25 protein-coding genes are annotated in these 22,834 nt (G+C 65.6%); 15 read left to right on the top strand and 10 right to left on the bottom strand.

Annotated features, from left to right (window positions below; genetic code table 11):
- The first annotated feature begins 105 nt into the window (after nt 1-105).
- Genes CAP37_RS05785 through CAP37_RS05760 form a run of 6 tightly spaced genes read left to right on the top strand, consistent with a single transcriptional unit; the run spans nt 106 to nt 7,679 of the window.
- Complete coding sequence (locus CAP37_RS05785; protein WP_086123305.1) at nt 106-1,146, top strand: branched-chain amino acid ABC transporter permease; 1,041 nt, start codon at nt 106-108, stop codon at nt 1,144-1,146.
- A gap of 1 nt (nt 1,147) precedes the next feature.
- Nucleotides 1,148-2,917 carry an ATP-binding cassette domain-containing protein gene (locus tag CAP37_RS05780; protein ID WP_086123304.1) on the top strand — a complete coding sequence of 590 codons (1,770 nt, stop codon included), beginning with the start codon at nt 1,148-1,150 and terminating at the stop codon, nt 2,915-2,917.
- Between the two features lies 1 nt (nt 2,918).
- Entirely contained in the window at nt 2,919-3,653 is a 735-nt protein-coding gene (locus tag CAP37_RS05775; protein ID WP_086123303.1) for an ABC transporter ATP-binding protein, read from the top strand.
- Nucleotides 3,654-3,683: 30 nt separating this feature from the next.
- Complete coding sequence (locus CAP37_RS05770) at nt 3,684-5,411, top strand: tannase/feruloyl esterase family alpha/beta hydrolase (protein ID WP_086123302.1); 1,728 nt, start codon at nt 3,684-3,686, stop codon at nt 5,409-5,411.
- Nucleotides 5,412-5,415: 4 nt separating this feature from the next.
- Nucleotides 5,416-7,113, top strand: coding sequence for an acyl-CoA dehydrogenase family protein (locus CAP37_RS05765; RefSeq protein WP_086123301.1), 1,698 nt, complete (start codon nt 5,416-5,418; stop codon nt 7,111-7,113).
- A 23-nt stretch (nt 7,114-7,136) separates the two neighbouring features.
- Complete coding sequence (locus CAP37_RS05760; RefSeq protein WP_086123300.1) at nt 7,137-7,679, top strand: MarR family winged helix-turn-helix transcriptional regulator; 543 nt, start codon at nt 7,137-7,139, stop codon at nt 7,677-7,679.
- Nucleotides 7,680-7,691: 12 nt separating this feature from the next.
- Here the strand turns inward: CAP37_RS05760 and CAP37_RS05755 are convergent, their stop codons facing one another.
- Nucleotides 7,692-8,612 carry a LysR family transcriptional regulator gene (locus CAP37_RS05755; protein ID WP_086123299.1) on the bottom strand — a complete coding sequence of 307 codons (921 nt, stop codon included), beginning with the start codon at nt 8,610-8,612 and terminating at the stop codon, nt 7,692-7,694.
- A gap of 97 nt (nt 8,613-8,709) precedes the next feature.
- Here CAP37_RS05755 and CAP37_RS05750 point away from each other — a divergent pair, with 97 nt between their 5' ends.
- From CAP37_RS05750 to dnaJ, 5 genes are all read left to right on the top strand, one after another.
- A complete protein-coding gene (locus tag CAP37_RS05750) occupies nt 8,710-9,642 on the top strand; it encodes a sodium-dependent bicarbonate transport family permease (protein ID WP_086123298.1) in 933 nt (310 codons plus the stop codon).
- A 132-nt stretch (nt 9,643-9,774) separates the two neighbouring features.
- On the top strand, nt 9,775-10,113 hold the full coding sequence (locus CAP37_RS05745; protein WP_086123297.1) for a helix-turn-helix domain-containing protein: 339 nt from the start codon (nt 9,775-9,777) through the stop codon (nt 10,111-10,113).
- A 173-nt stretch (nt 10,114-10,286) separates the two neighbouring features.
- The gene (gene grpE, locus CAP37_RS05740; protein WP_086123296.1) at nt 10,287-10,847 is read left to right on the top strand and encodes a nucleotide exchange factor GrpE; all 561 of its coding nucleotides are present in this window, start codon (nt 10,287-10,289) and stop codon (nt 10,845-10,847) included.
- Between the two features lie 90 nt (nt 10,848-10,937).
- Nucleotides 10,938-12,872 (top strand): molecular chaperone DnaK, encoded by a 1,935-nt coding sequence (gene dnaK, locus CAP37_RS05735; RefSeq protein WP_086123295.1) that lies wholly within the window; start codon nt 10,938-10,940, stop codon nt 12,870-12,872.
- 80 nt (nt 12,873-12,952) lie between these two features.
- Nucleotides 12,953-14,086, top strand: coding sequence for a molecular chaperone DnaJ (gene dnaJ / locus CAP37_RS05730; protein ID WP_086123294.1), 1,134 nt, complete (start codon nt 12,953-12,955; stop codon nt 14,084-14,086).
- Nucleotides 14,087-14,100: 14 nt separating this feature from the next.
- On the opposite strand, the gene CAP37_RS05725 is transcribed toward dnaJ, so the two are convergent.
- The 5 genes from CAP37_RS05725 to CAP37_RS05705 form a co-directional block, all read right to left on the bottom strand.
- Nucleotides 14,101-14,445, bottom strand: coding sequence for a type II toxin-antitoxin system RelE/ParE family toxin (locus tag CAP37_RS05725; RefSeq protein WP_086123293.1), 345 nt, complete (start codon nt 14,443-14,445; stop codon nt 14,101-14,103).
- Nucleotides 14,445-14,720 (bottom strand): type II toxin-antitoxin system Phd/YefM family antitoxin, encoded by a 276-nt coding sequence (locus CAP37_RS05720; RefSeq protein WP_086123292.1) that lies wholly within the window; start codon nt 14,718-14,720, stop codon nt 14,445-14,447. The genes CAP37_RS05725 and CAP37_RS05720 overlap by 1 nt, the downstream gene beginning before the upstream one ends.
- 148 nt (nt 14,721-14,868) lie before the next feature.
- The gene (locus tag CAP37_RS21470) at nt 14,869-15,273 is read right to left on the bottom strand and encodes a hypothetical protein (RefSeq protein ID WP_143435889.1); all 405 of its coding nucleotides are present in this window, start codon (nt 15,271-15,273) and stop codon (nt 14,869-14,871) included.
- A 22-nt stretch (nt 15,274-15,295) separates the two neighbouring features.
- On the bottom strand, nt 15,296-15,565 hold the full coding sequence (locus CAP37_RS05710) for a hypothetical protein (RefSeq protein ID WP_086123291.1): 270 nt from the start codon (nt 15,563-15,565) through the stop codon (nt 15,296-15,298).
- Between the two features lie 6 nt (nt 15,566-15,571).
- Nucleotides 15,572-16,072 carry a GrpB family protein gene (locus tag CAP37_RS05705; protein ID WP_256926881.1) on the bottom strand — a complete coding sequence of 167 codons (501 nt, stop codon included), beginning with the start codon at nt 16,070-16,072 and terminating at the stop codon, nt 15,572-15,574.
- 67 nt (nt 16,073-16,139) lie between these two features.
- Here CAP37_RS05705 and CAP37_RS05700 point away from each other — a divergent pair, with 67 nt between their 5' ends.
- The gene (locus tag CAP37_RS05700) at nt 16,140-17,504 is read left to right on the top strand and encodes an MBL fold metallo-hydrolase (protein WP_086123289.1); all 1,365 of its coding nucleotides are present in this window, start codon (nt 16,140-16,142) and stop codon (nt 17,502-17,504) included.
- A 63-nt stretch (nt 17,505-17,567) separates the two neighbouring features.
- A complete protein-coding gene (locus CAP37_RS05695) occupies nt 17,568-18,758 on the top strand; it encodes a lytic murein transglycosylase (protein ID WP_086123288.1) in 1,191 nt (396 codons plus the stop codon).
- Here CAP37_RS05695 and CAP37_RS05690 read toward each other — a convergent pair.
- Nucleotides 18,736-19,683 (bottom strand): YafY family protein, encoded by a 948-nt coding sequence (locus CAP37_RS05690; protein WP_086123287.1) that lies wholly within the window; start codon nt 19,681-19,683, stop codon nt 18,736-18,738. The two genes, CAP37_RS05695 and CAP37_RS05690, sit on opposite strands and share 23 nt — an antisense overlap.
- Before the next feature lie 113 nt (nt 19,684-19,796).
- On the opposite strand from CAP37_RS05690, the gene CAP37_RS05685 reads away from it, so the two are divergent.
- Nucleotides 19,797-20,399, top strand: coding sequence for a glutathione S-transferase family protein (locus CAP37_RS05685; RefSeq protein ID WP_086123286.1), 603 nt, complete (start codon nt 19,797-19,799; stop codon nt 20,397-20,399).
- Between the two features lie 4 nt (nt 20,400-20,403).
- On the opposite strand, the gene CAP37_RS05680 is transcribed toward CAP37_RS05685, so the two are convergent.
- Nucleotides 20,404-20,751: a heavy metal-binding domain-containing protein gene (locus CAP37_RS05680; protein WP_086123285.1), complete on the bottom strand. Its 348-nt coding sequence runs from the start codon at nt 20,749-20,751 to the stop codon at nt 20,404-20,406.
- A gap of 79 nt (nt 20,752-20,830) precedes the next feature.
- On the opposite strand from CAP37_RS05680, the gene CAP37_RS05675 reads away from it, so the two are divergent.
- Nucleotides 20,831-21,493, top strand: coding sequence for a methyltransferase (locus CAP37_RS05675; RefSeq protein WP_086124834.1), 663 nt, complete (start codon nt 20,831-20,833; stop codon nt 21,491-21,493).
- 78 nt (nt 21,494-21,571) lie between these two features.
- On the opposite strand, the gene CAP37_RS21670 is transcribed toward CAP37_RS05675, so the two are convergent.
- Together CAP37_RS21670 and CAP37_RS05670 are read right to left on the bottom strand one after the other, a co-directional pair.
- Nucleotides 21,572-21,742, bottom strand: a complete 171-nt coding sequence (locus CAP37_RS21670) for a hypothetical protein (protein WP_179190149.1) — start codon at nt 21,740-21,742, stop codon at nt 21,572-21,574.
- 61 nt (nt 21,743-21,803) lie between these two features.
- Nucleotides 21,804-22,697 (bottom strand): transglutaminase family protein, encoded by an 894-nt coding sequence (locus CAP37_RS05670; RefSeq protein ID WP_086123284.1) that lies wholly within the window; start codon nt 22,695-22,697, stop codon nt 21,804-21,806.
- Nucleotides 22,698-22,834 lie beyond the last annotated feature (137 nt).

The raw sequence follows: 22,834 nt of genomic DNA, 5'->3' as shown, positions 1-22,834 counted from the left end.
GCGCGCCTTTGGCGCTGGGAGGGGGGACGGCATCTCGGGCCGGCGGAGCCGGACCCTTGGTGCCCCTGATCTCAAGAGCGCTTCTTCTTTTCGTTAAGGCTTTTCATGGACTTTTCGATCGCCAGCATTTTGTTGCTGGACGGCTTGACCAACGGCGCGGTGTACGCGCTGCTGGGGCTCGCCATCGTCCTGGTGTTCACTGTCACCCGGATCATCTTCATTCCCCAGGGTGAGTTCGTCGCGTACGGCGCGCTGACCCTGGCCATCTTTCAGACCGGCAAGGTGCCCGGCACTGTGTGGTTGCTGTTGCTGCTGGCCGGTGTGGCCGCGTTGATGGAGCTTGCCGAGCGCTGGCGCCACCAGCGCTCGGTGTTGCCCGCACTCAAGGCCGCAGGCCGCACCCTGGTGTTGCCCGTGCTGGTCTCGATTGTGGCCATCTGGGCCGCGCCACAACTCTTCCCGCTCTGGGTGCAGGCCGCGCTCAGCGTGGCGGTGGTCACGGTCTACGGGCCGCTGGTCTACCGTGTGGCCTACCAGTCGCTGGAGAGCGCCACACCCTTGGTGCTGCTGATCGTTTCGGTCGGCGTGCACTTCGCCATGACTGGCCTGGGCCTGCTGTTCTTCGGTGCTGAGGGCTTCCGCAATACTGCGTTCTGGGAACAGCGCTTCACCGTCGGCCCGGTCATGCTGTCGGGCCAGGCCATCATCACCTTCGCCGCCACCGTGGCGCTGATCGTCATGCTCTGGCTGTACTTCGAGCGCTCGCTGCGCGGCAAGGCGCTGCGAGCCATTGCCGTGAACCGCACCGGCGCGCGCCTCATGGGCATTTCGTCGCAGGCATCGGGCCAGCTCACCATGACCATGGCGGCGTTCATCGGCGCGCTATCCGGCCTGCTCATCGGCCCCACCACCACCGTGTTCTACGACTCCGGTTTCCTCATCGGCCTGAAAGGTTTTGTGGCCGCTGTGGCCGCAGGCCTCGCGAGCTACCCGGGCGCGCTCATCGCGGCGCTGGGCGTGGGCGTGATCGAAGCCTTCGGTTCGTTCTGGGCCAGTGCCTTCAAGGAAGTGATTGTGTTCACCCTGATTCTCCCCGTCCTGCTGTTCAGGTCCCTGCGCAGCAAGCATTCCGACGAGGACCACTGACATGCCGAAACTGCAAAACTTCGGCCTGCTGATCCTGGCGCTGGCGATCCCCCTGATCGCCGTGCTGCCGCTGCCCGATTTCTGGATCACGCAGCTCAACTACATCGGCATGTACAGCATGACCGTGCTGGGTCTGATCCTGCTCACGGGTGTGGGTGGTCTCACTTCGTTCGGGCAGGCGGCTTTCGTCGGCATCGGCGCTTACACCACGGCGTGGCTCACGCTGAACCTCGGCATGTCCCCGTGGCTCACGCTGTTCATCGGCGTGGGTCTCACCGCCGGCAGTGCGCTGGTGGTCGGCTTGATCACGCTGCGCATGTCGGGCCACTATCTGCCGCTCGCCACCATCGCCTGGGGCCTGTCGCTGTACTACCTCATGGGCAACCTCGATGCACTCGGCAAGTACGACGGGCTGCTCGGCATCAAGAGCCTGTCCATTGGCGGGTTCGACATCGGCCAGGGCCGAGCTTTCTTCGTGCTCACCTGGGTGATCCTGCTCGCCTTCGTGGCCGCCATGCTGCATCTGCTCGATTCGCGCGCGGGTCGGGCGATTCGCTCCCTCAGGAATGGTTCGCAGATGGCCGAGGCCATGGGCATCAGCACCTTCCGCTACAAAGTCACCATCTTCGTGCTGGCGGCCGTGCTCGCCTCGGTGGCGGGCTGGCTGCTCGCGCACTTCCAGCGCACGGTCAACCCCTCGGCCTTTGGCCTGAAGATGGGCATCGAGTACCTGTTCATGGCGGTGATCGGCGGCGTGGGCCATGTGTGGGGCGCCATCGTCGGTGCCGGGCTCATTCGTGTGCTCGAAGACCAGCTGCAGGTGCTGCTGCCCAAGCTCATCGGCACCAGTGGAAGCTATGAAGTGATCGTCTTCGGCATCGCGCTGGTGGTGGTGCTCAAGTACCTGCCCGATGGCCTGTGGTCGCTGGTGGGACGCCACATGCCCAAGCCGCCGCGCAAGGTCGACTGGCAGAGCGCCCCTGCCCTGCCCGCGCGCGCCCGGCCCGCCTCCGGCGAGCTGGTGCTGGACGTGCAGAAGGCACGCATGCAGTTTGGTGGACTGATCGCCGTGAACGACATCAGCTTCCAGATTCACTCGGGCCAGATCGTCGGCCTGATCGGTCCCAACGGCGCGGGCAAGTCCACCACCTTCAACCTCATCACCGGCGTGCTGCCAGCCACCAGCGGGCAGGTGATGTTCCAGGGCGGCAACGTCATCGGCAAGCCCTCGCGGGAGATTGCGCAGATGGGCATGGCGCGCACCTTTCAGCACGTGAAGATGATTCCCGACATGACGGTGCTGGAAAACGTGGCGCTCGGCGCGCACACGCGCGGCACCAAGGGCGTGCTCCCGGCCATGCTGCGCGCCAACCAGGGTGAGGAAAAGCAACTCTTCCGTGAGGCGCAACGCCAGCTCGAGCGCATCGGCATGGGCGAGTACCTGCACGAGCAGGCCGGCAACCTGGCCATGGGCCCACAGCGCCTGATGGAGATTGCGCGCGCACTCAGCGCCGATCCCACCCTGCTGCTGCTCGATGAACCTGCCGCCGGTCTGCGCTACCAGGAGAAGCAGGCCCTGGTCGGCGTGCTGCGCCAGCTCAAGAGCGAGGGCATGAGCATTCTGCTGGTGGAACACGACATGGACCTGGTGATGCAGATATGCGACCACCTGGTGGTGATGGAGTTCGGCACGCTGCTCACCCAGGGACCGCCCGCGCAGGTGCAGCAGGACCCGAAGGTGCGTGCGGCCTACCTCGGCACGGAGCATTGACATGACCACACCCATTCTTCAAGTCAAGGGCCTGCGCGCCGGCTACGGCCGCGCCGAGGTTCTGCACGGCATCGACATCGAAGCCCTGCCCGGCGGCGTGATCACCGTCATCGGCCCCAACGGCGCGGGCAAGTCCACCTTGCTCAACACGCTCATGGGCATCCTGCCCGGCCAGGGGACGATCGAATTCCGCGGGCAAGACATCACCCGGCTCACGCTCGAGGAGCGCGTGATGAACGGCATGGCGCTGGTGCCCGAGAAGCGCGAACTCTTCGGCACCATGCCGGTGGAAGACAACCTGCTGCTCGGCGGCTTTCGCCAGATGCGCATGGGCAATGCGAAATGGCGCAGCAAGCTCGACGACGTGTATGGCATCTTCCCGCGCCTGCAGGAACGCCGCGCGCAACTGGCCGGCACGCTGTCGGGCGGCGAGCGCCAGATGCTGGCCGTGGGCCGCGCCCTCATGTCCAGCCCCGACCTGCTCATGCTTGACGAGCCCAGCCTGGGCCTGGCCCCGCTGATCGTGCGCGAGATCTTCGCGATCATCGAACGCCTGCGCCAGACCGGCGTGACCATCGTGCTCGTGGAACAGAACGCGCGCGCGGCGCTGCAGGTGGCCGACCACGGCTACGTGCTGGAGATGGGCGAACTCAGCGCCCAGGGCCCCGCGCGCGAACTCGCCAGCGACCCGCGCGTGATCGAGACCTACCTTGGCACGGCGCGCCAGAGCGCCTGATATTTTGTTCGGCCCCAGAGGAGACACAACATGAAGAACCCCGCATCCGTTGCCCGCTTCGCCTTGCCTGCTGCCATGGGCCTCGCCTTGGTGGCCTGCAGTACCAGCCCCATGGTTCCCACGCCTGCGCCGTTAAGGGCTGCGGTGGGCGCCACCCTGAACCAGTGCGACGCGCTGGTGAACCAGTTCCGCTTTGAACAGACGGTGATCGATTCCGCCGTCACCGTGGCCACGGGCGGCCTCATGCTGGCCGGCCAGCCGGTGGCCGCGCACTGCCTCGTGAAAGGCCAGATGCACAAGCGCAAGGGCAGCGATGGCCGCGACTACGCGATCGGCTTTGAAATGCGCCTGCCGCAGGCCTGGAACGGCCGCTTCTACTACCAGGGCAACGGGGGGCTGGATGGCGCCGTGCGACCTGCCGAGGGCGCGCTCGGCGGTGGCCCGATCACCGGCGCGCTGGCGCAGGGTTTTGCGGTCATCAGCTCGGACGCCGGCCACACCGGCGCGCAAACGACCGTGTTCGGCCTCGAGCCGCAGGCCCGGCTGGACTACGGCTACCAGGCCGTGGCCAAGCTCACGCCCATGGCCAAGGCCTTGATCGCCAGCGCCTACGGCAAAGCGCCCGACCGCTCTTACATCGGCGGCTGCTCCAACGGCGGCCGCCACGCGATGGTGGCGGCCTCGCGAGTGGGCGACCAGTACGACGGCTACCTGATCGGCGCGCCCGGCTACCGCCTGCCCAACGCCGCACTGGCGCAGCTGTGGGGCGCGCAGCGCTGGATGCCGCAGGCCACGCCGGGTGCCGCGGTGAAACACCCGCTCAACCCCAACGCCAACATTCCGGACCTCGGCAGTGCGCTGACCGCACCAGAACGCCAGACCGTGGCGCGCGCCATTCTCGAGCGCTGCGATGCGCTGGACGGCCTGAAAGATGGGCTCGTGCAGGCCACGCAAGCATGCCAGTCCGCCTTCAACCTGGTGCGCGACGTGCCCACCTGCACCGGCGCGCGCGACGGTGCCTGCCTCACCGCGCCACAGAAGGCCACGCTGGCCGAAGTGCAGGCCGGCGGCAAGGCGGGCAACGGCCAGCCCATCTACAGCGGATTTCCCAACGACCCTGGCATTGCCGGCTCCAACTGGGCCACGTGGAAGTTCGTCAACTCGGTGGCTCTGGACCCGTTGTCGGTGGGCACCATCTTCACCGCGCCACCGGCCGCCCCGGTCAACTTCTCCAGCGCCAGCATCGACGCGTTGCTGCCCGCCATTTCGGCCACCAGCGACACCTACCGCGAATCGGGCGTCTCGCTCATGGGCCCGCCCGGTCATGAGAAACCCGACAACCTGCTGCCGCTGCGCGCGCGCGGCGCCAAGATGGTGCTTTACCACGGCGTGAGCGATGCAATCTTTTCCGCCGAGGACACGCGCCAGTGGGTCGAACGCGTGAACCGCTCGCAAGACGGCAAGGCCAACGATTTCGCGCGTTACTTCCCGGTGCCGGGCATGAACCACTGCAGCGGCGGCCCGGCCACCGACCAGTTCGATCTGCTCGGCCCGCTGGTGAAGTGGGTTGAACAAGGCGTGGCGCCTCAAGCCGTGACGGCCAGCGCACGCGGCGCCGGCAACGCGGGCGGCGTGAACGCGGAGCTGCCCGCCGACTGGTCCGCCAACCGCACCCGCCCGCTGTGCGCCTACCCGAGCGTGGCGCACTACAACGGCAGCGGACCAGTGGAAAGCGCATCCAGCTTCACGTGCCGCTGAAGCGATGAACGCTTACCAGCCCCGGCCCGAGAGCCACGCCTTCATCTTGCTGCAGGTGTTGCGGGCACCCGAGTTGCTGGCCGAGCTCCCCTTGCTGGCCGAACATGCCGAACCGGCCCTGCTCACGCAGGTGATCGAGGAGGCCGGCAAGTTTGTGGGCGAAGTGCTCGCACCGCTCAACCGCGAGGGTGACGAAGTGGGAGCGCAATGGAAGGCCGGCGCAGTGACCATGCCGCCGGGATTCCAGGAGGCCTACCAGGCGTTCTGGCAAGCCGGTTGGCCATCGCTGGCGTGTGCCGTTGAAGATGGTGGCCAGGGCCTGCCCACCGCGCTGGAGGCCGTGCTGCATGAAATGCTGAACGCCGCCAACCACGGCTGGACCATGGCACCGGGTTTGCTGCACGGCGCGTACGAGTGCCTGAAGCACCACGGCTCCGAGGACATCAAGGCGCGCTACCTGGAGAAGCTGGCCACCGGCGAGTGGCTCGCCACCATGTGCCTCACCGAGCCGCACGCTGGCAGCGATCTCGGCCTGGTGCGCACGCGGGCCACGCCCCTGCCCGACGGCCGATTTGCCCTGAGCGGCACCAAGATCTTCATCTCCGGCGGCGAGCACGACCTCTCCGACAACATCGTGCATCTGGTGCTGGCGCGTTTGCCCGATGCACCGCCCGGCCCGAAGGGGTTGTCGCTGTTCGTGGTGCCGAAGTTTCATGACGATGGCAGCCGAAGCGCGGTGCACTGCGATCGCATCGAAGAGAAGATGGGCATCCACGCCAGCCCCACCTGCGTGATGCGTTTCGACGAAGCCGCCGCCTCGCTGGTGGGCGAACCGGGCAAGGGCCTGAACGCGATGTTCGTGATGATGAACGCGGCTCGGTTGCTGGTGGGCTTGCAAGGCATCGGTCTGCTCGATGCCGCCTGGCAGAAAGCCAGCGCCTACGCGCAGGAGCGCCGCCAGATGCGCGCACCGGGCAGCGCAAGCAAGTCTGGTCAGGCAGACACCATCGCGCTGCATCCGGCCATGCAGCGCATTCTGCTGACCCAGCGCGCCTGGATCGACACCGGCCGCGTGATCGCGTACCGCACCGCACTCGAACTCGACGTGCAGAAGCACCATCCCGACGGAGCGCGGCGCGAAGCAGCGGCGCGCTGGTGCAGCCTGGTCACACCCGTGCTCAAGTCCGCCTGGACCGAGCAGGCCTTCACCGGTGCCAGCGCCTGCCTGCAGGTGTTCGGCGGCCACGGCTATGTGCGGGAATGGGGCATCGAGCAGCACGTGCGCGATGCTCGCGTGGCCATGATTTACGAAGGCACGAACGAGATTCAGGCCATCGACCTGCTGATCCGCAAGACCCTGCCCGATGGCGCGGCCGCGCTCCAGACCTTGCTGGCCGAGCTGCAGGCCGACCTGGACGGCCTGCCGCAGGCCGGGGCCGCGCGCGAAGCGCTGCAACGCTTCGCCGAGTTCCTGCGCACACAGCTGCTGCCTCGTACCGCCGCCGACGCGCCGGCCGACCGGGCCCACTGGCTGGCCGATGATTTCTTGCGCGCCGTGGCCCTGGTGCTCATGGCCTGGGCCAGCGCGCGCATCGACGCCACGCCAGACGCGGGCGAAGCACCGGCCGCCTTCTGGCGTTTTGTCTGGCCCGAATTCGACATGCGCCTGGGCCAGATGAGAACCACGCTGGGCACAGCCTGAGTTCGCCACGCTATGCTTTGACCATGCCCGAGACCTCGATTGCCAACGCCTTGCGCCGCCCACGCGGCCCCCGCAAGAAATCCGTGTCCGGGGTCGATCTCGACCTCGCCGGGGAATCGACCGGCGCGTCCGAGCCTTCGGAGGTGGACACCAGCTACCTTGAATCGCTGCTCGGCTACAACGCCAGGCGCGCGGCGCTGGCCGTTATTGCCGTGTTCCTGCGCCGCATGGAGCCCTACGGTTTGCGCCCGGTCGACTTTTCGGTGGTCTCGGTGGTGGCGCACAACCCGGGCGTGACCTCGCGCCAGATCTGCGCCGCCCTCGACATTCTTCCGCCCAACCTGGTGGGCATGGTCAAAAGCCTGCACAAACGCGGCCTGATCGTGCGCAAGCCCCATCCCACCGACCGGCGCGCCCAGGGCCTGCACCTCTCCACCGCAGGCCAGCGGCTCTACCGCGAAGCCCAGGCCACGGCCACCGAGCTGGAGCAGAAGGTCGCGGGGCGGCTGTCGGGCGAGGAGCTGCAAATGCTCATCTCGCTGCTGCACAAGGTGTACCGCCGCTGAACTCGGCGTGCGCTACGGCTTTGGAAACAACTCGCGACGCGCGGCGTCGGTAATGGCCGCCACAGCGGAATTGGAAATGCGACGCTCGATGGAAATCGCGTAGAACTCCTCCACGAGATCCGGCGCGGCACCCAGTTGCACCACGCCGAACTGAGCCTCGATCTCGTGCGCCAGGATGGCTGGCCCCGCAAACACACCGAAGCCCTGGCGGCCGAACGCTTTCGTCAATGCGCCGTCATCAAACTCTGCCACCACACTGGGCACCACGCCCTTGTCGTCCAGCCAGGCGTCCAGGCGCGGGCGCAACACCGAATCGAAATTAGGCATCAACCACGGCAACCCGTTCAGGCTGGCGGGAAACCGGGCACGGATCTGACGCAAAGTGCGCCCTTCCCGCTTGAGGAGCGCTGGCGATGCAAAGAAGCACACCCCTGTTTTGCCCAGCAGGTGAGTGAATGCCTTGACGCTCAGGCCCGCAGGCATGGGCACATCCGAGACCACCAGATCGAGCCGGTGAACCGCCAGCTCAGCCAGCAAGGGGGTCAGCTTCCCTTCCACACAGATCAACCGGCTCCGATCGGGTGCGGTCAAGGCTGGCTCCAGCACATGGCACGCGATGGACTTGGGGACTGAATTGACAATTCCGACCCGAAAACTGCCCTGCCCGGCTCCCTCCTGTCCGGTCTGAAGGGCTTCCTGCAAGGCGGCGCCCAGCGCAAAGATGTCGTCCGCGAACCTATGCACCATGCGGCCTGCATCGGTGGGCTCCACGCCCCGGCCTGCCTTGCGCAGCAAAGGTTTTCCCAGCCGCTCCTCGAGCAGTTTGATCTGGCCGCTCAGGGTCTGAGGGGTGAGGTGAAGTTGGGCGCTGGCGCGAGCGATGCTGCCCGTGCGCAACACCGTCCAGAGGTAATGGAGGTGCTTGTAGTTCATGTTGAGACATCGATTTATTCGATGTGTTTTATCTCAAAACCGAATTTCTTCCGAACCAATCGCGTTCTAAAGTGCTTTGTTGCGTCGGGGGGAAATCATGTCGGTGGATGTCGTCGTTCTTTTCTTTGCACTTGGCCTGGCCGCTCGGCTGGCGGGCAGTGAACTCAAGGTTCCCCAAGCGCTCTACGAGACGCTCTCGATCTATCTGTTGCTGGCGATCGGGCTCAAGGGCGGCGTGGAGATCAGCCGGCAACCCCTTCCGGAGCTGCTGCCCCAGGTGGTTGCCTGCGTGGCACTGAGCCTGGCGGTGCCGTTTGCGGTCGTGCCCCTGCTGCGTCGCCTGGGTTTTTCGGGTGTGGACAGCGCCAGTCTGGCGGCGCACTACGGTTCGGTCAGTGTCGTCACCTTCGCCGTGGCCACCAGCCACCTGCAGCAAAAGGGCATCGCATACGAAAGCCATGCGGCGCTCTGGGTGGCCTTGATGGAGGCGCCGGCCCTGCTGTCCGCCATCTTCCTCGCGCGGCGCGGCGGCGCAGGCCCCGTCGACTGGCGGCATTTGTCTCGCGACGTTCTGGCGGGCCCCTCGGTCATGCTGCTGGCCGGCGGGCTGGCCATCGGCGCGCTCATGGGCGAGGCTGGCACGGCGCCGCTCAAGCCGGTGTTCGTCGACCCTTTCAAAGGCGTGCTGGCCCTGTTCATGCTCGAGCTCGGTCTGGTGCTGGGGGAGCGGCTGGCCGATGTGCGTCGTTTCGGACTGCGCCTGCTGGTGCTGGGCACTGGCTTGCCGCTGTTGCTCGCGGTGGCGGGCGCGCTGGTGGGAAAGATGCTGGGCCTGAGCACGGGCGGCGTGGCGATCATGGCCACACTGGCCGCGAGCGCCAGCTACATCGCGGCGCCCACCGCCATGCGCATCGGACTGCCAGAGGCCAATGCTGGACTGTCCATTGCGGCGGCCCTGGGGGTCACTTTCCCCTTCAACATCCTGGTGGGCATCCCGCTTTATCTGTGGTTCGCGGGCCGGCTGACCTGAATGCAATCCGGGTAAATCCGGATGATTGACGTTTGCGCCACATTGCTGCAGTGCACGCAGCTAGCAAACTGGTAGCACGCGGGTTTCGTCCCTATAGTGGATCGCACCATCCCGCGCCTTACGGAGCCCCCCATGACCGCCAAGGACAATGCCGCCGTGATCCAGCTTTTCGATCTGCTGGAATCCCGCTATGCCATGCGCGTGATCTGGGCCCTGAGCGACGGCCACCCCCAGACTTTCCGGCTGCTGCAGGACAGCGTGGGCGGCGTGACCCCCAACACACTGAACACCCGCCTGAAAGAGCTGCGCGCGGCCCGGCTGGTGGACCACAGTGGCCATGGCTACCGCCTTACCGCCCAGGGAACCGACCTGGCGCGCCGACTGGTGGAGGTGCAGCAGTTCGCGGGCAAGTGGTCGCAGCACCAGGCGCGCGTGGCGGCGGCGGCGCAGCCGCATTTCGCCGGGAACTAAAATCACGCCTCGGGGTGCCCGCCACCCCGCCCCCGGACACGCTGCCGCCCAATGCGCCCAGCGCCGTCCAGCGGGTGGCAAATCTGCCGCCCAATCCCTTGAATACGGACCCAAAGGCCCCAACTGACGCCTACGGCCACTCTGGCCATTGCTTCCACGACCATCACAGACCCATGAGCCAGACCCCTGCCAACCCCGACCAGCCCGATCAGAATGCGCCCGTGAGCCCTGAAGAGGCCCTGGCCGCCGAAGCCGCCAACGAGGCCGATGCCCTGGCTGCCCTGACCCAGGAGCTTTCCACCGCCAAGGCCCAGAACGCCGATCTGGCCGACCAGTTCCTGCGCGCCAAGGCCGAGGCCGAGAACGCCCGTCGCCGCGCCGAGGAGGAAGTCGCCAAGGCGCGCAAATTTGCCGTGGAGAGCTTTGCCGACAGCCTGCTGGCCGTGGCCGACAGCCTGGAGGCCGGCCTGGCCATTACCGACGCCACCCGCGACCAGTTGCGCGAAGGCACCGAAGCCACGCTCAAGCAGCTCAAGAGCGCGCTGGAGCGCCACAAGGTGCTGGAGATCAACCCAAGCGCGGCCGCGAAATTCGATCCCCATCAACACCAGGCCATCAGCGTGGTGCCGGCCGATCAGGAAGCCAACACCGTGGTGACCGTGCTGCAGAAGGGTTACCTCATCGCCGACCGCGTGCTGCGCCCGGCGCTGGTGACGGTGGCCGCACCGAAATGATGACCCGTCGGGCTTGAAATACCCACCGGTTATCCACATCTTTCCCACATCGTTTTTCACAACATTCAATTTTCCAGACGGAGTTACAACATGGGACGAATCATCGGCATTGACCTGGGCACCACCAACTCGTGCGTGTCCATCATGGAAGGCAACACCACCAAGGTGATCGAGAACGCGGAAGGTGCGCGCACCACGCCCTCGATCGTGGCTTACCAGGAAGACGGTGAAGTGCTGGTGGGTGCCTCGGCCAAGCGCCAGGCCGTCACCAACCCGCGCAACACGCTCTACGCGATCAAGCGCCTGATCGGCCGCAAGTTCACCGAAAAGGAAGTGCAGAAGGACATCAACCTGATGCCCTATTCCATCGTGGCCGCCGACAACGGCGACGCCTGGGTGGAAGTGCGCGGCAAGCAGATTTCCGCCCAGCAGGTCAGCGCCGACATTCTGCGCAAGATGAAGAAGACCGCCGAGGACTACCTGGGCGAGCCGGTCACCGAAGCGGTGATCACCGTGCCGGCTTACTTCAACGACGCCCAGCGCCAGGCCACCAAGGACGCCGGCCGCATCGCCGGTCTGGACGTGAAACGCATCATCAACGAGCCCACCGCTGCGGCCCTGGCCTTCGGCCTGGACAAGCAGGAAAAGGGCGACCGCAAGATTGCGGTGTACGACCTGGGTGGCGGCACCTTCGACGTGTCCATCATCGAAATCGCCGATGTGGATGGCGAGAAGCAGTTTGAAGTGCTGTCCACCAACGGCGACACGTTCCTGGGTGGTGAAGACTTCGACCAGCGCATCATTGACCACATCATTGGCGAGTTCAAGAAAGAGCAAGGCGTTGACCTGAGCAAAGATGTGCTCGCCCTGCAGCGCCTGAAGGAAGCCGCCGAGAAGGCGAAGATCGAGCTGTCTTCGTCCGCCGCGACCGACATCAACCTGCCCTACATCACCGCCGATGCCTCGGGTCCGAAGCACCTGAACATCAAGCTGACGCGTGCCAAGCTTGAAGCCCTGGTCGAAGAGCTCATCGAGCGCACCATTGCGCCTTGCCGCACGGCCATCAAGGACGCCGGCATCAGCGCCTCCGACATTCACGACGTGATCCTGGTCGGCGGCATGACGCGCATGCCCAAGGTGCAGGAAAAGGTGAAGGAGTTCTTCGGCAAAGAGCCGCGCAAGGACGTGAACCCCGATGAAGCTGTGGCCGTGGGCGCTGCCATTCAGGGCCAGGTGCTCAGTGGCGACCGCAAGGACGTGCTACTGCTCGACGTGACTCCGCTGTCGCTCGGCATCGAGACCATGGGTGGGGTCATGACCAAGATGATCCAGAAGAACACCACGATCCCGACCAAGTTCGCGCAGACCTTCTCGACCGCTGAAGACAACCAGCCCGCTGTGACCATCAAGGTGTTCCAGGGCGAGCGCGAGATCGCCTCAGGCAACAAGCTGCTGGGCGAGTTCAACCTGGAAGGCATCCCGGCCTCGCCGCGCGGCATGCCACAGATCGAGGTGTCGTTCGACATCGACGCCAACGGCATCCTGCACGTGGGCGCCAAGGACAAGGGCACCGGCAAGGAAAACAAGATCACCATCAAGGCGAACTCGGGCCTGTCTGAAGCCGAGATCCAGCAGATGGTGAAGGACGCCGAGCTCAACGCCGCCGACGACAAGAAGAAGGTGGAGCTGGTGCAGGCCCGCAACCAGGCTGAAGCCATGGTGCACAGCGTGAAGAAGAGCCTGGGCGAACATGGCGACAAGCTCGATGCGGCCGAAAAGGAAGCCATCGAGACCGCGCTGAAGGACGTGGAAGAAGCCGCCAAGGGCGAAGACAAGGAAGCCATCGAGAGCAAGACCGAGACGCTGATGTCAGCGAGCCAGAAACTGGGCGAGAAGGTGTATGCCGCCTCGCAGGCCGAGCAGGCCGCAGCTGCTGGCGCCAGCGAAACGCAGGGTGGCAACAGCAGCAAGCCGGCCGACGACGATGTGGTCGATGCCGAAGTGAAAGAAGTGAAGAAGTCCTGATCGACTGAGCGTTTTCGATCATCCGCCGCGTCAGGGAAACCTGCCGCGGCGTTCGTGTTTCAACCGAACCGCAACTGACCATGGCAAAACGCGATTTTTACGAAGTACTGGGCGTGCCCAAGAACGCCTCGGACGAAGAAATCAAGAAGGCGTATCGCAAGCTGGCGATGAAGCACCACCCCGACCGCAACCAGGGTGATGCGGCCAAAGCAGCCGAAGAGAAATTCAAGGAGGCCAAGGAAGCCTACGAAATGCTCTCGGATGCGCAGAAGAAGGCCGCCTACGACCAGTACGGTCACGCTGGCGTGGACCCCAATCTGCGCGGCGGCCCCGGCGGCGCCGAAGGCTTTGGTGGCTTCTCCGAATCGTTCGGCGACATCTTTGGCGACATCTTCGGTGGCGCCCGTGGCCAGCGCGCTGGCCGCCAGGTCTACCGGGGGGCCGATCTGTCTTACGCCATGGAGATCTCGCTGGAAGAAGCCGCAGGAGGCAAGGAAACGCAGATCCGCATTCCCTCGTGGGACAACTGCGAAACCTGCAGCGGCACCGGCGCCAAGCCTGGCACCAGCGTCAAGACCTGCACCACCTGCCACGGCCAGGGCTCGGTGCAGATGCGCCAGGGTTTCTTCAGCGTGCAGCAGACCTGCCCGCATTGCCACGGCAGCGGCAAGATCATTCCGGAGCCCTGCACCACCTGCAGCGGCCAGGGCAAGATCAAAAAGCAGAAGACGCTGGAGATCAAGATTCCCGCCGGCATCGATGACGGCCAGCGCATCCGCAGCACCGGCAACGGCGAACCCGGCCAGAATGGTGGCCCCTCGGGCGACCTCTACATCGAAGTTCGCCTGCGCAAGCACGACATCTTCGAGCGCGAGGGCGACGACCTGCATTGCCAGGTGCCGGTGAGCATGACGGTGGCGGCGCTGGGCGGCGAGATCGACGTGCCCACCCTGGCTGGCAAGGCCACCATCGACCTGCCCGAAGGCACCCAGAGCGGCAAGACCTTCCGTCTGCGCGGCAAAGGTGTGAAGGGCGTTCGCAGCAGCTACCCGGGCGACCTGTACTGCCACGTGGCGGTAGAAACACCCATCAAGCTCACCGAGCACCAGCGCAAGCTGCTCAAGGAGCTCGACGATTCGTTCAAGAAGGGCGGGCACAAGCACAGCCCGAACGACAAGGGCTGGTTCGAGAAAGCGAAGTCGTTCTTCAGTTGACTGGAAGCGGTGAACTATGCTCCCAGCAACCGGCGAGACAGAAGTGACTGCATGTCCCGGCGACCATCGACGATCAGATAGACGATGACCCTGCGATCCTCGATCCTGTAGATCACGCGGTAGGGTTTGAAGAATGTCTGTCGGTATTCCTTGATGCCCAGGGCCAGCAGCTCTCTTGGATAGCTGCCGCGCTCAGGGAATCGACTGAGACTTTGCGCCACGGCAATCAACTGGTCCAGGACACGGCCGGCACTCAGCAAGCTGTCGTGCTCCGCCATGTAGTCGTGAAGCGATTCGAGATCCTGCTCGGCACCCTCTGTCAACAGCACCTTGAACGGGCCAGCAGCTGGGCCGGACATCAGGATGCGTTGCGCTTGGCCCGCAGGCGGGCGACCACGTCCGCCAACGGCTTCACTTTGCCCGCCACAACTTCCTGTCGCCCGAGCGCAAGGACCTTCAGCAAGGCCAGTGTCTCCTGGGTTTCTTCATAGGATGCCAGGTCCTGCAGGATCGCCCTGGCTTCGCCGTTCTGCGTGATGACCATGGGCTCGCGGCATTCAACGAGCTCTGCCAACACGCCAGCGGCGTTCGCCTTCAGGTAACTGATCGGTTTGACTTGGGTTGAATAGCGCATGGCAGTGGTGTCGGTGGATCGGAAGAGACTGAATATAGTCCTTAAAAGGACTCTATCTCAATTGCCATCTACCATCTATCGCCTCGGCAATGTTCTTGTGCGAGGCCACGAGATTGCGCGGCAGGTGGACATGGCGTGCGCACGGCGCTCAATCCCGACAATACCCCTCACCCGCCTTCACGGTCAGGCAGTCCTTCTTCTCGCTCAACCATTTCATCCCTGTCTCTGCGCCGTTGCTGGCGCGCACCGATTCGTGCACACCGTCGCGCTCGAACTCAAGCCGATCGCCCACGGCAATGCCTGGGAAGGTGCGAGGGCCGTCAAGGTTCTGGATGGTGACTTCGTACTTGCCGCTGCCGCCAGCGAGCTGAAGGAAAGTGCCTTCCGGGCCGTTCCACTTGCCCATCCATTTGTCCGCTGCAGGCGCGGCGCCGTTGGACGCAGGAGTGGTGGCAGGGCTGGGCTGCGGCGGTTCCACCGCGCGGTCCTTGCATCCTGCGGCTGCCAGCGTGAGCACGGCGAACAGGGTGGCGAAGAAGGGAATTCGGTTCATGGTGATGTTCCAGAAAAGGTGATCAGGCGGCGCGCGCACGCCGATGGATGCGGAAGGCGAAAACACCGGTCGCGATGACGATCGCCCACAAGACGATGGACAGCAGGAGGTAGAAGAACTCGCTGCCGGCGTGGTACACGACGATGCCGTCGAAATAGTTGCCCTGCTCGTTGTACGGCATCTGGAACCGGGCGATGGTGTAGAGGGTGACGAGCAGCGCGGGGATGGCGAAGGCAAAGGCCAGCAGCCCCAGCGCCAGGGCGCCCACCCACAGTTTGCTGCTGCGTGCCATCTGGAATCAGCCCGCTCGCTGCGCTTGCAGAACGGAGGCGATGAAGGGCGACTTGGCCTCGGTGTAGGCCTCTCTGTCCTCAGGATGGCGCGCGGCCAGCGAGAGCTTTAGGTTCTCGTAGTCGCGAGCCAGCTGGCTGTTGCCGCGCAGTGCGTCTCGAAAGGCAAGGCGGTCGTGCCAAAGCGCGCTGTTCAGGGGCACCAGGTGCAGGTGGTGGGTGCGAACCTCGGGGGACGGTTTGCAGAACCAGTGCATCTGCTCGGGCTTGTAGGGGTAGTGACAGTAGCCGGCGGCCACTGCGGCGGCAATGGCCGTTCGGGATGCGTCCAGATCCTGCACCGGCGCCATGATGTCGATGACCGGTTTCGCGGACAGGCCGGGTATCGCCGTGCTGCCAATGTGCTCGATGTCGGCGACCAGCCATGGCGCGAGCGCGATCCGCAGCAAGGCGGCCTCCTGTGCGAAGCGTGCAGGCCACTCGGTGGAATACGGGACGATCTCGATCAAGGTGTGCGAGCCAGGTGGCAGTGGATGCCGAACTGTATCGCGGCAAGCGCGGCGTAAGATGGTCTGCATGAGCGTTCACATCCGATTTCTGGGCGGTGCCGGCACCGTCACCGGCTCCAAGTACCTGGTGGAGCACGACGGCCAGAGTCTGCTGGTCGACTGCGGGTTGTTCCAGGGCTACAAGCAGCTTCGACTGCGCAACCGCGATCTCTTGCCAGTGTTGCCCAACCACATCGGCGCCGTGTTGCTGACGCACGCGCATCTTGATCACAGCGGCTATCTCCCTCTGCTGATGAGAGAAGGCTTTCACGGGAAGGTCTGGTCCACGCCGGCCACTCGCGATCTGGCGCAGATTCTGTTGCCCGACAGCGGCCACATCCAGGAGGAAGATGCGGCCTATGCGAACCGCAAAGGCTTCTCGAAGCATTCGCCAGCGCTGCCGCTCTACACCGAGGACGACGCGCGGCAAAGCCTCAAACTTTTTCGCACCGTGCCCATGCACCAGGCGTTCGAGCCGCTCAAAGGATGGACAGCACATTTCTCCGGCGCAGGCCACATCCTCGGTGCCGCCAGTGTGCTGCTGGAGGTGGGTGGGCGACGCATCCTGTTCTCTGGCGACCTGGGACGACCCGACGATGCCCTCATGCTCGCGCCCGACGCACCGCCCGCAGCCGACGTGGTGGTGTGCGAATCCACCTACGGCGACCGCGAGCATCCGGATGAAGACCTGCTGGCCGAACTCGCCCCCGCGCTGCAACGCGTGGCCGCACGCGGCGGCACGGCGGTGGTGCCGGTATTTGCCGTCGGCCGCGCGCAGGCTTTGCTGCACGCCATCGCGCAGCTCAAATCCCGTGGGGAGTTGCCCCATGGGCTGCCGGTATTTCTGGACAGCCCGATGGCGATCCACAGCACGGAGCTGTTTGCCCGCCACCTGGGCGAACACCGGCTCGACGCGGAGCAATGCCGCGCCATGGGGCACGTGGCGAAGATGGTGCGCACGGCGGACGAGTCCATGGCCATTTCGCGCCAGCATGGCCCGAAGGTCATTCTGGCCGCAAGCGGCATGGCCACGGGCGGGCGCGTGCTGCACCACCTGATCCAGCACCTGGGCGACCACCGCAACATGGTGGTGCTCACGGGTTACCAGGCGCCAGGGACACGGGGCGCCACGCTGGCCCAGGGCGGCACACAGCTGCGCATGCACGGGCAGGATCTTCCTGTGCGTGCAGAAATCGTCCAGCTCGCGTCGGCATCGGCCCACGCCGACGCGGGGCAGCTCATGGCCTGGCTGCGATCGCTGCCCACACCGCCGCGGCGTGTGTTCGTGACGCATGGCGACATGGAAGCCTCCGACCGCCTGCGTCACCGCATTGAAACCGAACTTCGCTGGCAGGCGCTGGTGCCGGAGCACGGCAGCACCTGGGCAGCTTGAACGCTGGAACATTTCCTCACACCGTCCGGGCGAACCCCGCCGCCCGGCCCGACTCACATCCCGATGACCCGACAAATTCCCCTGCTCCTGGGCTCTGCCCTGCTCTCCTGCGCCGCCTGGGCGCAAAGCCCGAACCCCGAGTTCGACAGCTGCCTGAACACCCTGCGTGCGCCCGCGCGCGCCGTCGGCGTGCAGGACGCGACCTTCGCGCAATACACGCAAGGCCTCGTGCCGGACATGACGGTGATCGACAAGCTGAACTTCCAGCCCGAGTTCCGCACCGCGATCTGGGACTACATGGCCGGGCTGGTAGACGAAGAACGCGTGGAACAGGGCAAGGCCCTCATGGCGCAGCACGCCGAGACGCTGGCGCGCGTGAACGAGCGCTTTGGCGTTGACCCGGCCACGGTGGTGGCGGTGTGGGGCGTGGAGAGCAACTTCGGCCAGAGCTTCGGCAAGTCGCCACTGGTGCAGTCGCTGGGCACGCTCTCGTGCTTCGGCCGTCGGCAGGCCTACTTCCGGGGCGAGTTTTTCGCCACGCTGCGCATCCTGCAGGCGGGCCACATTGCCCCTGATCGCCTGGTGGGCTCTTGGGCCGGCGCCTTCGGCCACACGCAGTTCATGCCGAGCACCTTCGAGCGGCTGGCGGTGGATTTCGATGGCGACGGCAAGGCCGACCTGATGGACAGCACCACCGATGCACTCGCCTCCACCGCGAACTTCCTGGCCAAGGCCGGCTGGCAGACCGGCCAGCCCTGGGGCTTCGAAGTGAAGTTGCCCGAGAGCTTTTCCGTGGCGGGCGAAGGCCGGCGCAGCAAGCGCGCCATGGCCGAATGGGCCGCGCGCGGTGTGAAACGTGTGGACGGCTCGCCCCTGCCCGCCAGCGGCAGCGCCGGCCTGCTCACGCTGGCCGGACCGCAAGGCCCCGCCTTTCTGGTGATGCGCAACTTCGACGCGCTCTACAGCTACAACGCGGCCGAGAGCTATGGCCTGGCGATTGCGCACCTGTCGGACCGCCTGCGCGGTGGCGCCCCATTCGCCACGCCCTGGCCCACCGACGACCCCGGCATCTCACGCGCCGAGCGGCGCGAATTGCAGACCTTGCTGATTCAACGCGGGCACGACATCGGCGCGGTGGACGGCATGCTGGGCGACAAAAGCCGCACCGCCATCCGCGCCGAGCAGGAACGCCTGGGCCAGGAAGCCAACGGCCGCGCCGGGCAGAAGCTGCTCAAGGCGCTGCGAGGCGGCTGAGGCTGCGCGAGAGGCGCTCGCTGGCCACGCGCAGCCGCTCCTTCAACAACGGTGGCTCGATCACGTCGAAATCCACATCGAGCGCCATGAGCCAGTAGACCAGCGAATCGAGCTGATTGGCGCCGCACACCATGATGCAGCGGTGCTCGTCTACCGTTTCCAGCACGGCGGCCGATGGAGGAATGCGTTGCAGCATGACCTCGCGCGGCTGGTGCAGCATCACGCGCGCCTGTTCGGGGTATTCCACGTAGGCACGCAAATCACCGGCCGGTGCCGCGCGCGGCGCAAAGTGCGCGCCGGTTTTTGGTTCACCCTCCACACGGTCGATGCGAAAGGTGCGCCAGTCGTCGCGCGCGGGATCCCAGGCCACCAGGTACCAGCGGGTGCCGTTGTGCACCAGGCCATGCGGTTCCACGTTGCGCTGCGTGCTCTGATTCTTGCCGTCGCGGTAGGCAAAACCCAGCTGCAACTGGTCGCGGCAGGCGGCTGACAGAGTGGCCAGCACATTGGCGTCCACCGTCGGCCCCATGCGCTGGATCGGCAGAATGGCCGCGCGCAAGGCTTCAATGCGGCGACGCAGCCGGGCGGGCATCACCTGCCCCAATTTCACCAGCGCGCGCAACGAGCTTTCTTCCACGCCGCTCACGGTGCCAGCGGCGGCGATCTGCAGGGCAATCGCCACGGCCAGGGCTTCTTCGTCGTCCAGCAGCAGCGGTGGCAGCGCCTGGCCGGCGCGAAACGCGTAGCCGCCGGCCACGCCGCTGCTGGCGTGAATCGGGTACCCCAACTGGCGCAGGCGGTCGATGTCCCGGCGCAGCGTCCGGGGGTTCACTTCCAGGCGTTCGGCCAGTTCCTGGCCAGCCCAGTGGCTGCGCGTCTGCAGCAGGGAAAGCACGCGCAGCAGGCGTGAGGATGAGGTCAGCATGTTTCGCACTCTAACTCTTATCGAGGGCAGAAAATGTCCGCAATAGGCACGACATTTCACACACGGCCTCGGCGCGGTGTCGAGGCGGTCTTCAACCTTCCCAGGAGCCCATCATGTCCATCGTTCTCTACTGGCACCCCATGTCCAGCGCCACGCCCATTGCCTGTTCCCTCGCCGAACTCGACGTGCCGCACGAACGCGTGAAGATCGACATCAAGACCGGCGAACAGCGCCGCCCCGAGTTCCTCGCGCTCAACCCCAATGGCAAGGTGCCCACCCTCACTTTTGAGGGCGCGCCGATGTTCGAGGCGCTGGCGATGCAGCTCTGGCTCGGCGAGCAATTCGGTGTGGAGCGCGGCCTGTGGCCCGCCGCCGGCACACCCGAGCGGCTGCAGGCCATGTCGTGGTGCACCTGGGCTTACGTGACCTACGGCGCGCAGCTCATGCGCCAGCAGGCCGCACTCGACGCCGGCACGCCCGACGATGCGCACGGCACAGCGGCGCGAAAGGCCATGGATGAATTGCTGGGCCTGCTCGACGACCGCCTGGGCAGTCAACCCTGGATGATGGGTGAGGCCTATTCGCTGGTGGACCTCGTGGTGGGCTCGGTCATCGGCTACAGCGCGTACATCGGCGCACCGGTGGCCTCGCACTCCACCACGCTGGCATGGCTGCAGAAGGTGCAGGCACGCCCGGCGATGCAGATCGAGGGCTGATGCCTCAGCCCAGCTTCACCGCCGTGCCGCTCACACAGACCATCATCATCCCGTTGGTCTCGCCGAGCACTTCGTAGTCGAAGTCGATGCCGATCGCGCCATCGGCACCCATCTCTTTCGCAGACTCGATGAGGTCTTCCATGGCGGCGTCGCGCGCGCCCGAGAGTGCGCGCTCGTAGCCGCCGGCGCGCCCGCCCACCACGTCGCGCACCGAAGAAAACATATCGCGAAAGATGTTGGCGCCGATGATGGCCTCGCCGTGCACCACGCCCAGCATCTGCGAGCGCTGCACGCCTTCCAGCGTGGTGGTGCTGAGGAAGAAGCCTTCGTTGCCTTTGGAAAACCAGCCCATTTGAAACTCCCGCTGACGCACCACCTGGCGGGTGCGTGGGCATGGTACCGTGCCCCACGCCACCAACGAAAGCCACCCCATGCCAGGCTACCAAGTCCGGACCGAGACCTTGCACATCGGCGGTGAAGACTGGCACATCCGCCGGTTGCTCGACGACCAGCAATACACCGATACCAATCACAGTGCAGCCGACATGGGGCTACCGCCCGCCGGCTGGTCGCATTTTGGCCAGGTGTGGCCGTCATCGCGCGTGCTCGCGCTGGCCATGCTCACGCACCCACTGGAGGGCTTGCGGGTGCTCGAGATCGGCGCTGGCCTGGCGTTGGCCAGCCTCGTCATGCACCGCCGGGGCGCGGACGTGACGGTGAGCGACTGGCACCCTCTCACCGAGGAGTTCCTGCGCCACAACCTCGAGCTCAATGGCCTGGGTCCGCTGCCGTACGAATCTGGCAACTGGGAGAGCACGGCCGCCACCGACAACCCGGCACTGGGCCGTTTCGATCTCATCGTGGGCAGCGACCTGCTCTACGAACGCCAGCAGCCCGCGCAGCTCGCCGCATTCATCTTCCGGCACGCGAGCCCCAAGGCCGAAGTGCTCGTTGTCGATCCCGACCGGGGCAACCGCGCCGCTTTCGGTCGGGACATGGCCGCTATGGGCTTCACGCTCACCATGAGCGCGGCCAACCGGCAGCTGGAGGACGGCGAGGCGTACAAGGGCCGGTTTCTGACGTTTCGCCGCTGAGGGTGAAATATTGCGCCCATGCAAAAGGCCCGCTGTAGCGGGCCTTTTGCATGGAGGACCCTTCGGCCCAGCTGGGAATCAGCCGCCCTTCTTGGAGCGCTTGCCCGGGTTCTTCTTGCTGCGCGTGGCCACACCACGCTCCAGGCTCACGCGCTGGCCGCGGCCTGGCGAGGCCAGCGACACGCCGGGAACGGGCGTGGGGCGGGGGGTGCGCTTGCGGTCGGCTTCGGTGACGATTTTGTTGCCCATGACAGGATCCTGAGAGAGTTGGAAAAACCCCTATTAGGCCACAACGCCCCGGGCGTGGGCCTCAGGCGGTCGCCGCCTTGTTCCAGCCCAGGCTCGAATCGGTGGACAGCGCCTCGGGACGGTGCACCGGCATCTCCCAGCCTCGGGCAGCGTCGGTCTGCGCGGAAATGTCGATGCGTGGCGCATTCGCCTGCACACCACCGAAGATGGTGGCGAACGAGGCGTCGGCCGCGTCGCGCCCGCTGCCGATGCGCACGAAGCCCATGGGAATGGCGGTGCCCGAGGGATCGAACATGTACCAGCGGTGACCGAGATAAGCCTCCACGTAGGCGTGGAAGTCGGTGGGGCCCAGGGCGGGGTCGGCGCCGTAGTCGATGGCGGTGGTGAAGCGCGCCGGAATGTTGAGCGCGCGGCAGAAGGCAATCATGAGGTGGGCGAAATCCCGGCACACACCCTTGTGGTCGTTGAGCGTGTCCAGCGCAGAGGTCATGGAATTGCTGGTGTTCGATTCGAACTTCACCTCGCTTTGCACCCACTTCTGGATCGCCTGCACGCGCCGGTAGCCCTGCGGCAGATGGCCAAACAGCTGCGTTGCCATGGCAGTCACGCAGTCCGACTGACAGTATCGGCTGGGGTAGATGTAGGTCAGCACCTCGGGCGGCAACTGCGCCACCGGCGTTTCAAACACGCTGTCGGGATTGGCCACATGGTGCGCAATGTCCAGCGTGGCGCGGTAGCGCAGCAGCAGCGGCCCGGGAGACGCCGCCAGGCGCAGCAGGCGAGTGCGGGTCGCCGGATCGGTGTGCGACGACATGGGCACCGGCTGGCTGACGTGCAGCTCTTCCCACACCACCGTCTGCTGGGGCGCGTGCGCGGCCTGGACGTTGAAGATGAAATCGGCACCGGGCGGGTTGACCGTGTATTCGAGATCGATGGCGAGGTGAATGCGAACCATGGGGTCACCGTGAAAAAGTCAGAAAACTGGCCGGCTGGCCAGGCGGCCGCGCTGTGTGCGCGGAAAAATCGGTGAACTCCAGAAAACCGGTGGTGCATGGTACGCGGGCAAAAACCCCGCGTCTGTGCGATGAAACA

Origin of the sequence: Hydrogenophaga sp. IBVHS1 (assembly GCF_002127265.1) — a bacterium.
GTDB lineage: Bacteria > Pseudomonadota > Gammaproteobacteria > Burkholderiales > Burkholderiaceae_C > Hydrogenophaga.
This window is presented reverse-complemented; position numbering and strand designations above follow the sequence as displayed.

Coding starts and splice junctions, on each gene's coding strand:
- CAP37_RS05785 (WP_086123305.1), top strand. CDS start 106: ATGGACTTTTCGATCGCCAGCATTTTGTTGCTGGACGGCTTGACCAAC.
- CAP37_RS05780 (WP_086123304.1), top strand. CDS start 1,148: ATGCCGAAACTGCAAAACTTCGGCCTGCTGATCCTGGCGCTGGCGATC.
- CAP37_RS05775 (WP_086123303.1), top strand. CDS start 2,919: ATGACCACACCCATTCTTCAAGTCAAGGGCCTGCGCGCCGGCTACGGC.
- CAP37_RS05770 (WP_086123302.1), top strand. CDS start 3,684: ATGAAGAACCCCGCATCCGTTGCCCGCTTCGCCTTGCCTGCTGCCATG.
- CAP37_RS05765 (WP_086123301.1), top strand. CDS start 5,416: ATGAACGCTTACCAGCCCCGGCCCGAGAGCCACGCCTTCATCTTGCTG.
- CAP37_RS05760 (WP_086123300.1), top strand. CDS start 7,137: ATGCCCGAGACCTCGATTGCCAACGCCTTGCGCCGCCCACGCGGCCCC.
- CAP37_RS05755 (WP_086123299.1), bottom strand. CDS start 8,612: ATGAACTACAAGCACCTCCATTACCTCTGGACGGTGTTGCGCACGGGC.
- CAP37_RS05750 (WP_086123298.1), top strand. CDS start 8,710: ATGTCGGTGGATGTCGTCGTTCTTTTCTTTGCACTTGGCCTGGCCGCT.
- CAP37_RS05745 (WP_086123297.1), top strand. CDS start 9,775: ATGACCGCCAAGGACAATGCCGCCGTGATCCAGCTTTTCGATCTGCTG.
- grpE (WP_086123296.1), top strand. CDS start 10,287: ATGAGCCAGACCCCTGCCAACCCCGACCAGCCCGATCAGAATGCGCCC.
- dnaK (WP_086123295.1), top strand. CDS start 10,938: ATGGGACGAATCATCGGCATTGACCTGGGCACCACCAACTCGTGCGTG.
- dnaJ (WP_086123294.1), top strand. CDS start 12,953: ATGGCAAAACGCGATTTTTACGAAGTACTGGGCGTGCCCAAGAACGCC.
- CAP37_RS05725 (WP_086123293.1), bottom strand. CDS start 14,445: ATGTCCGGCCCAGCTGCTGGCCCGTTCAAGGTGCTGTTGACAGAGGGT.
- CAP37_RS05720 (WP_086123292.1), bottom strand. CDS start 14,720: ATGCGCTATTCAACCCAAGTCAAACCGATCAGTTACCTGAAGGCGAAC.
- CAP37_RS21470 (WP_143435889.1), bottom strand. CDS start 15,273: ATGAACCGAATTCCCTTCTTCGCCACCCTGTTCGCCGTGCTCACGCTG.
- CAP37_RS05710 (WP_086123291.1), bottom strand. CDS start 15,565: ATGGCACGCAGCAGCAAACTGTGGGTGGGCGCCCTGGCGCTGGGGCTG.
- CAP37_RS05700 (WP_086123289.1), top strand. CDS start 16,140: ATGAGCGTTCACATCCGATTTCTGGGCGGTGCCGGCACCGTCACCGGC.
- CAP37_RS05695 (WP_086123288.1), top strand. CDS start 17,568: ATGACCCGACAAATTCCCCTGCTCCTGGGCTCTGCCCTGCTCTCCTGC.
- CAP37_RS05690 (WP_086123287.1), bottom strand. CDS start 19,683: ATGCTGACCTCATCCTCACGCCTGCTGCGCGTGCTTTCCCTGCTGCAG.
- CAP37_RS05685 (WP_086123286.1), top strand. CDS start 19,797: ATGTCCATCGTTCTCTACTGGCACCCCATGTCCAGCGCCACGCCCATT.
- CAP37_RS05680 (WP_086123285.1), bottom strand. CDS start 20,751: ATGGGCTGGTTTTCCAAAGGCAACGAAGGCTTCTTCCTCAGCACCACC.
- CAP37_RS05675 (WP_086124834.1), top strand. CDS start 20,831: ATGCCAGGCTACCAAGTCCGGACCGAGACCTTGCACATCGGCGGTGAA.
- CAP37_RS21670 (WP_179190149.1), bottom strand. CDS start 21,742: ATGGGCAACAAAATCGTCACCGAAGCCGACCGCAAGCGCACCCCCCGC.
- CAP37_RS05670 (WP_086123284.1), bottom strand. CDS start 22,697: ATGGTTCGCATTCACCTCGCCATCGATCTCGAATACACGGTCAACCCG.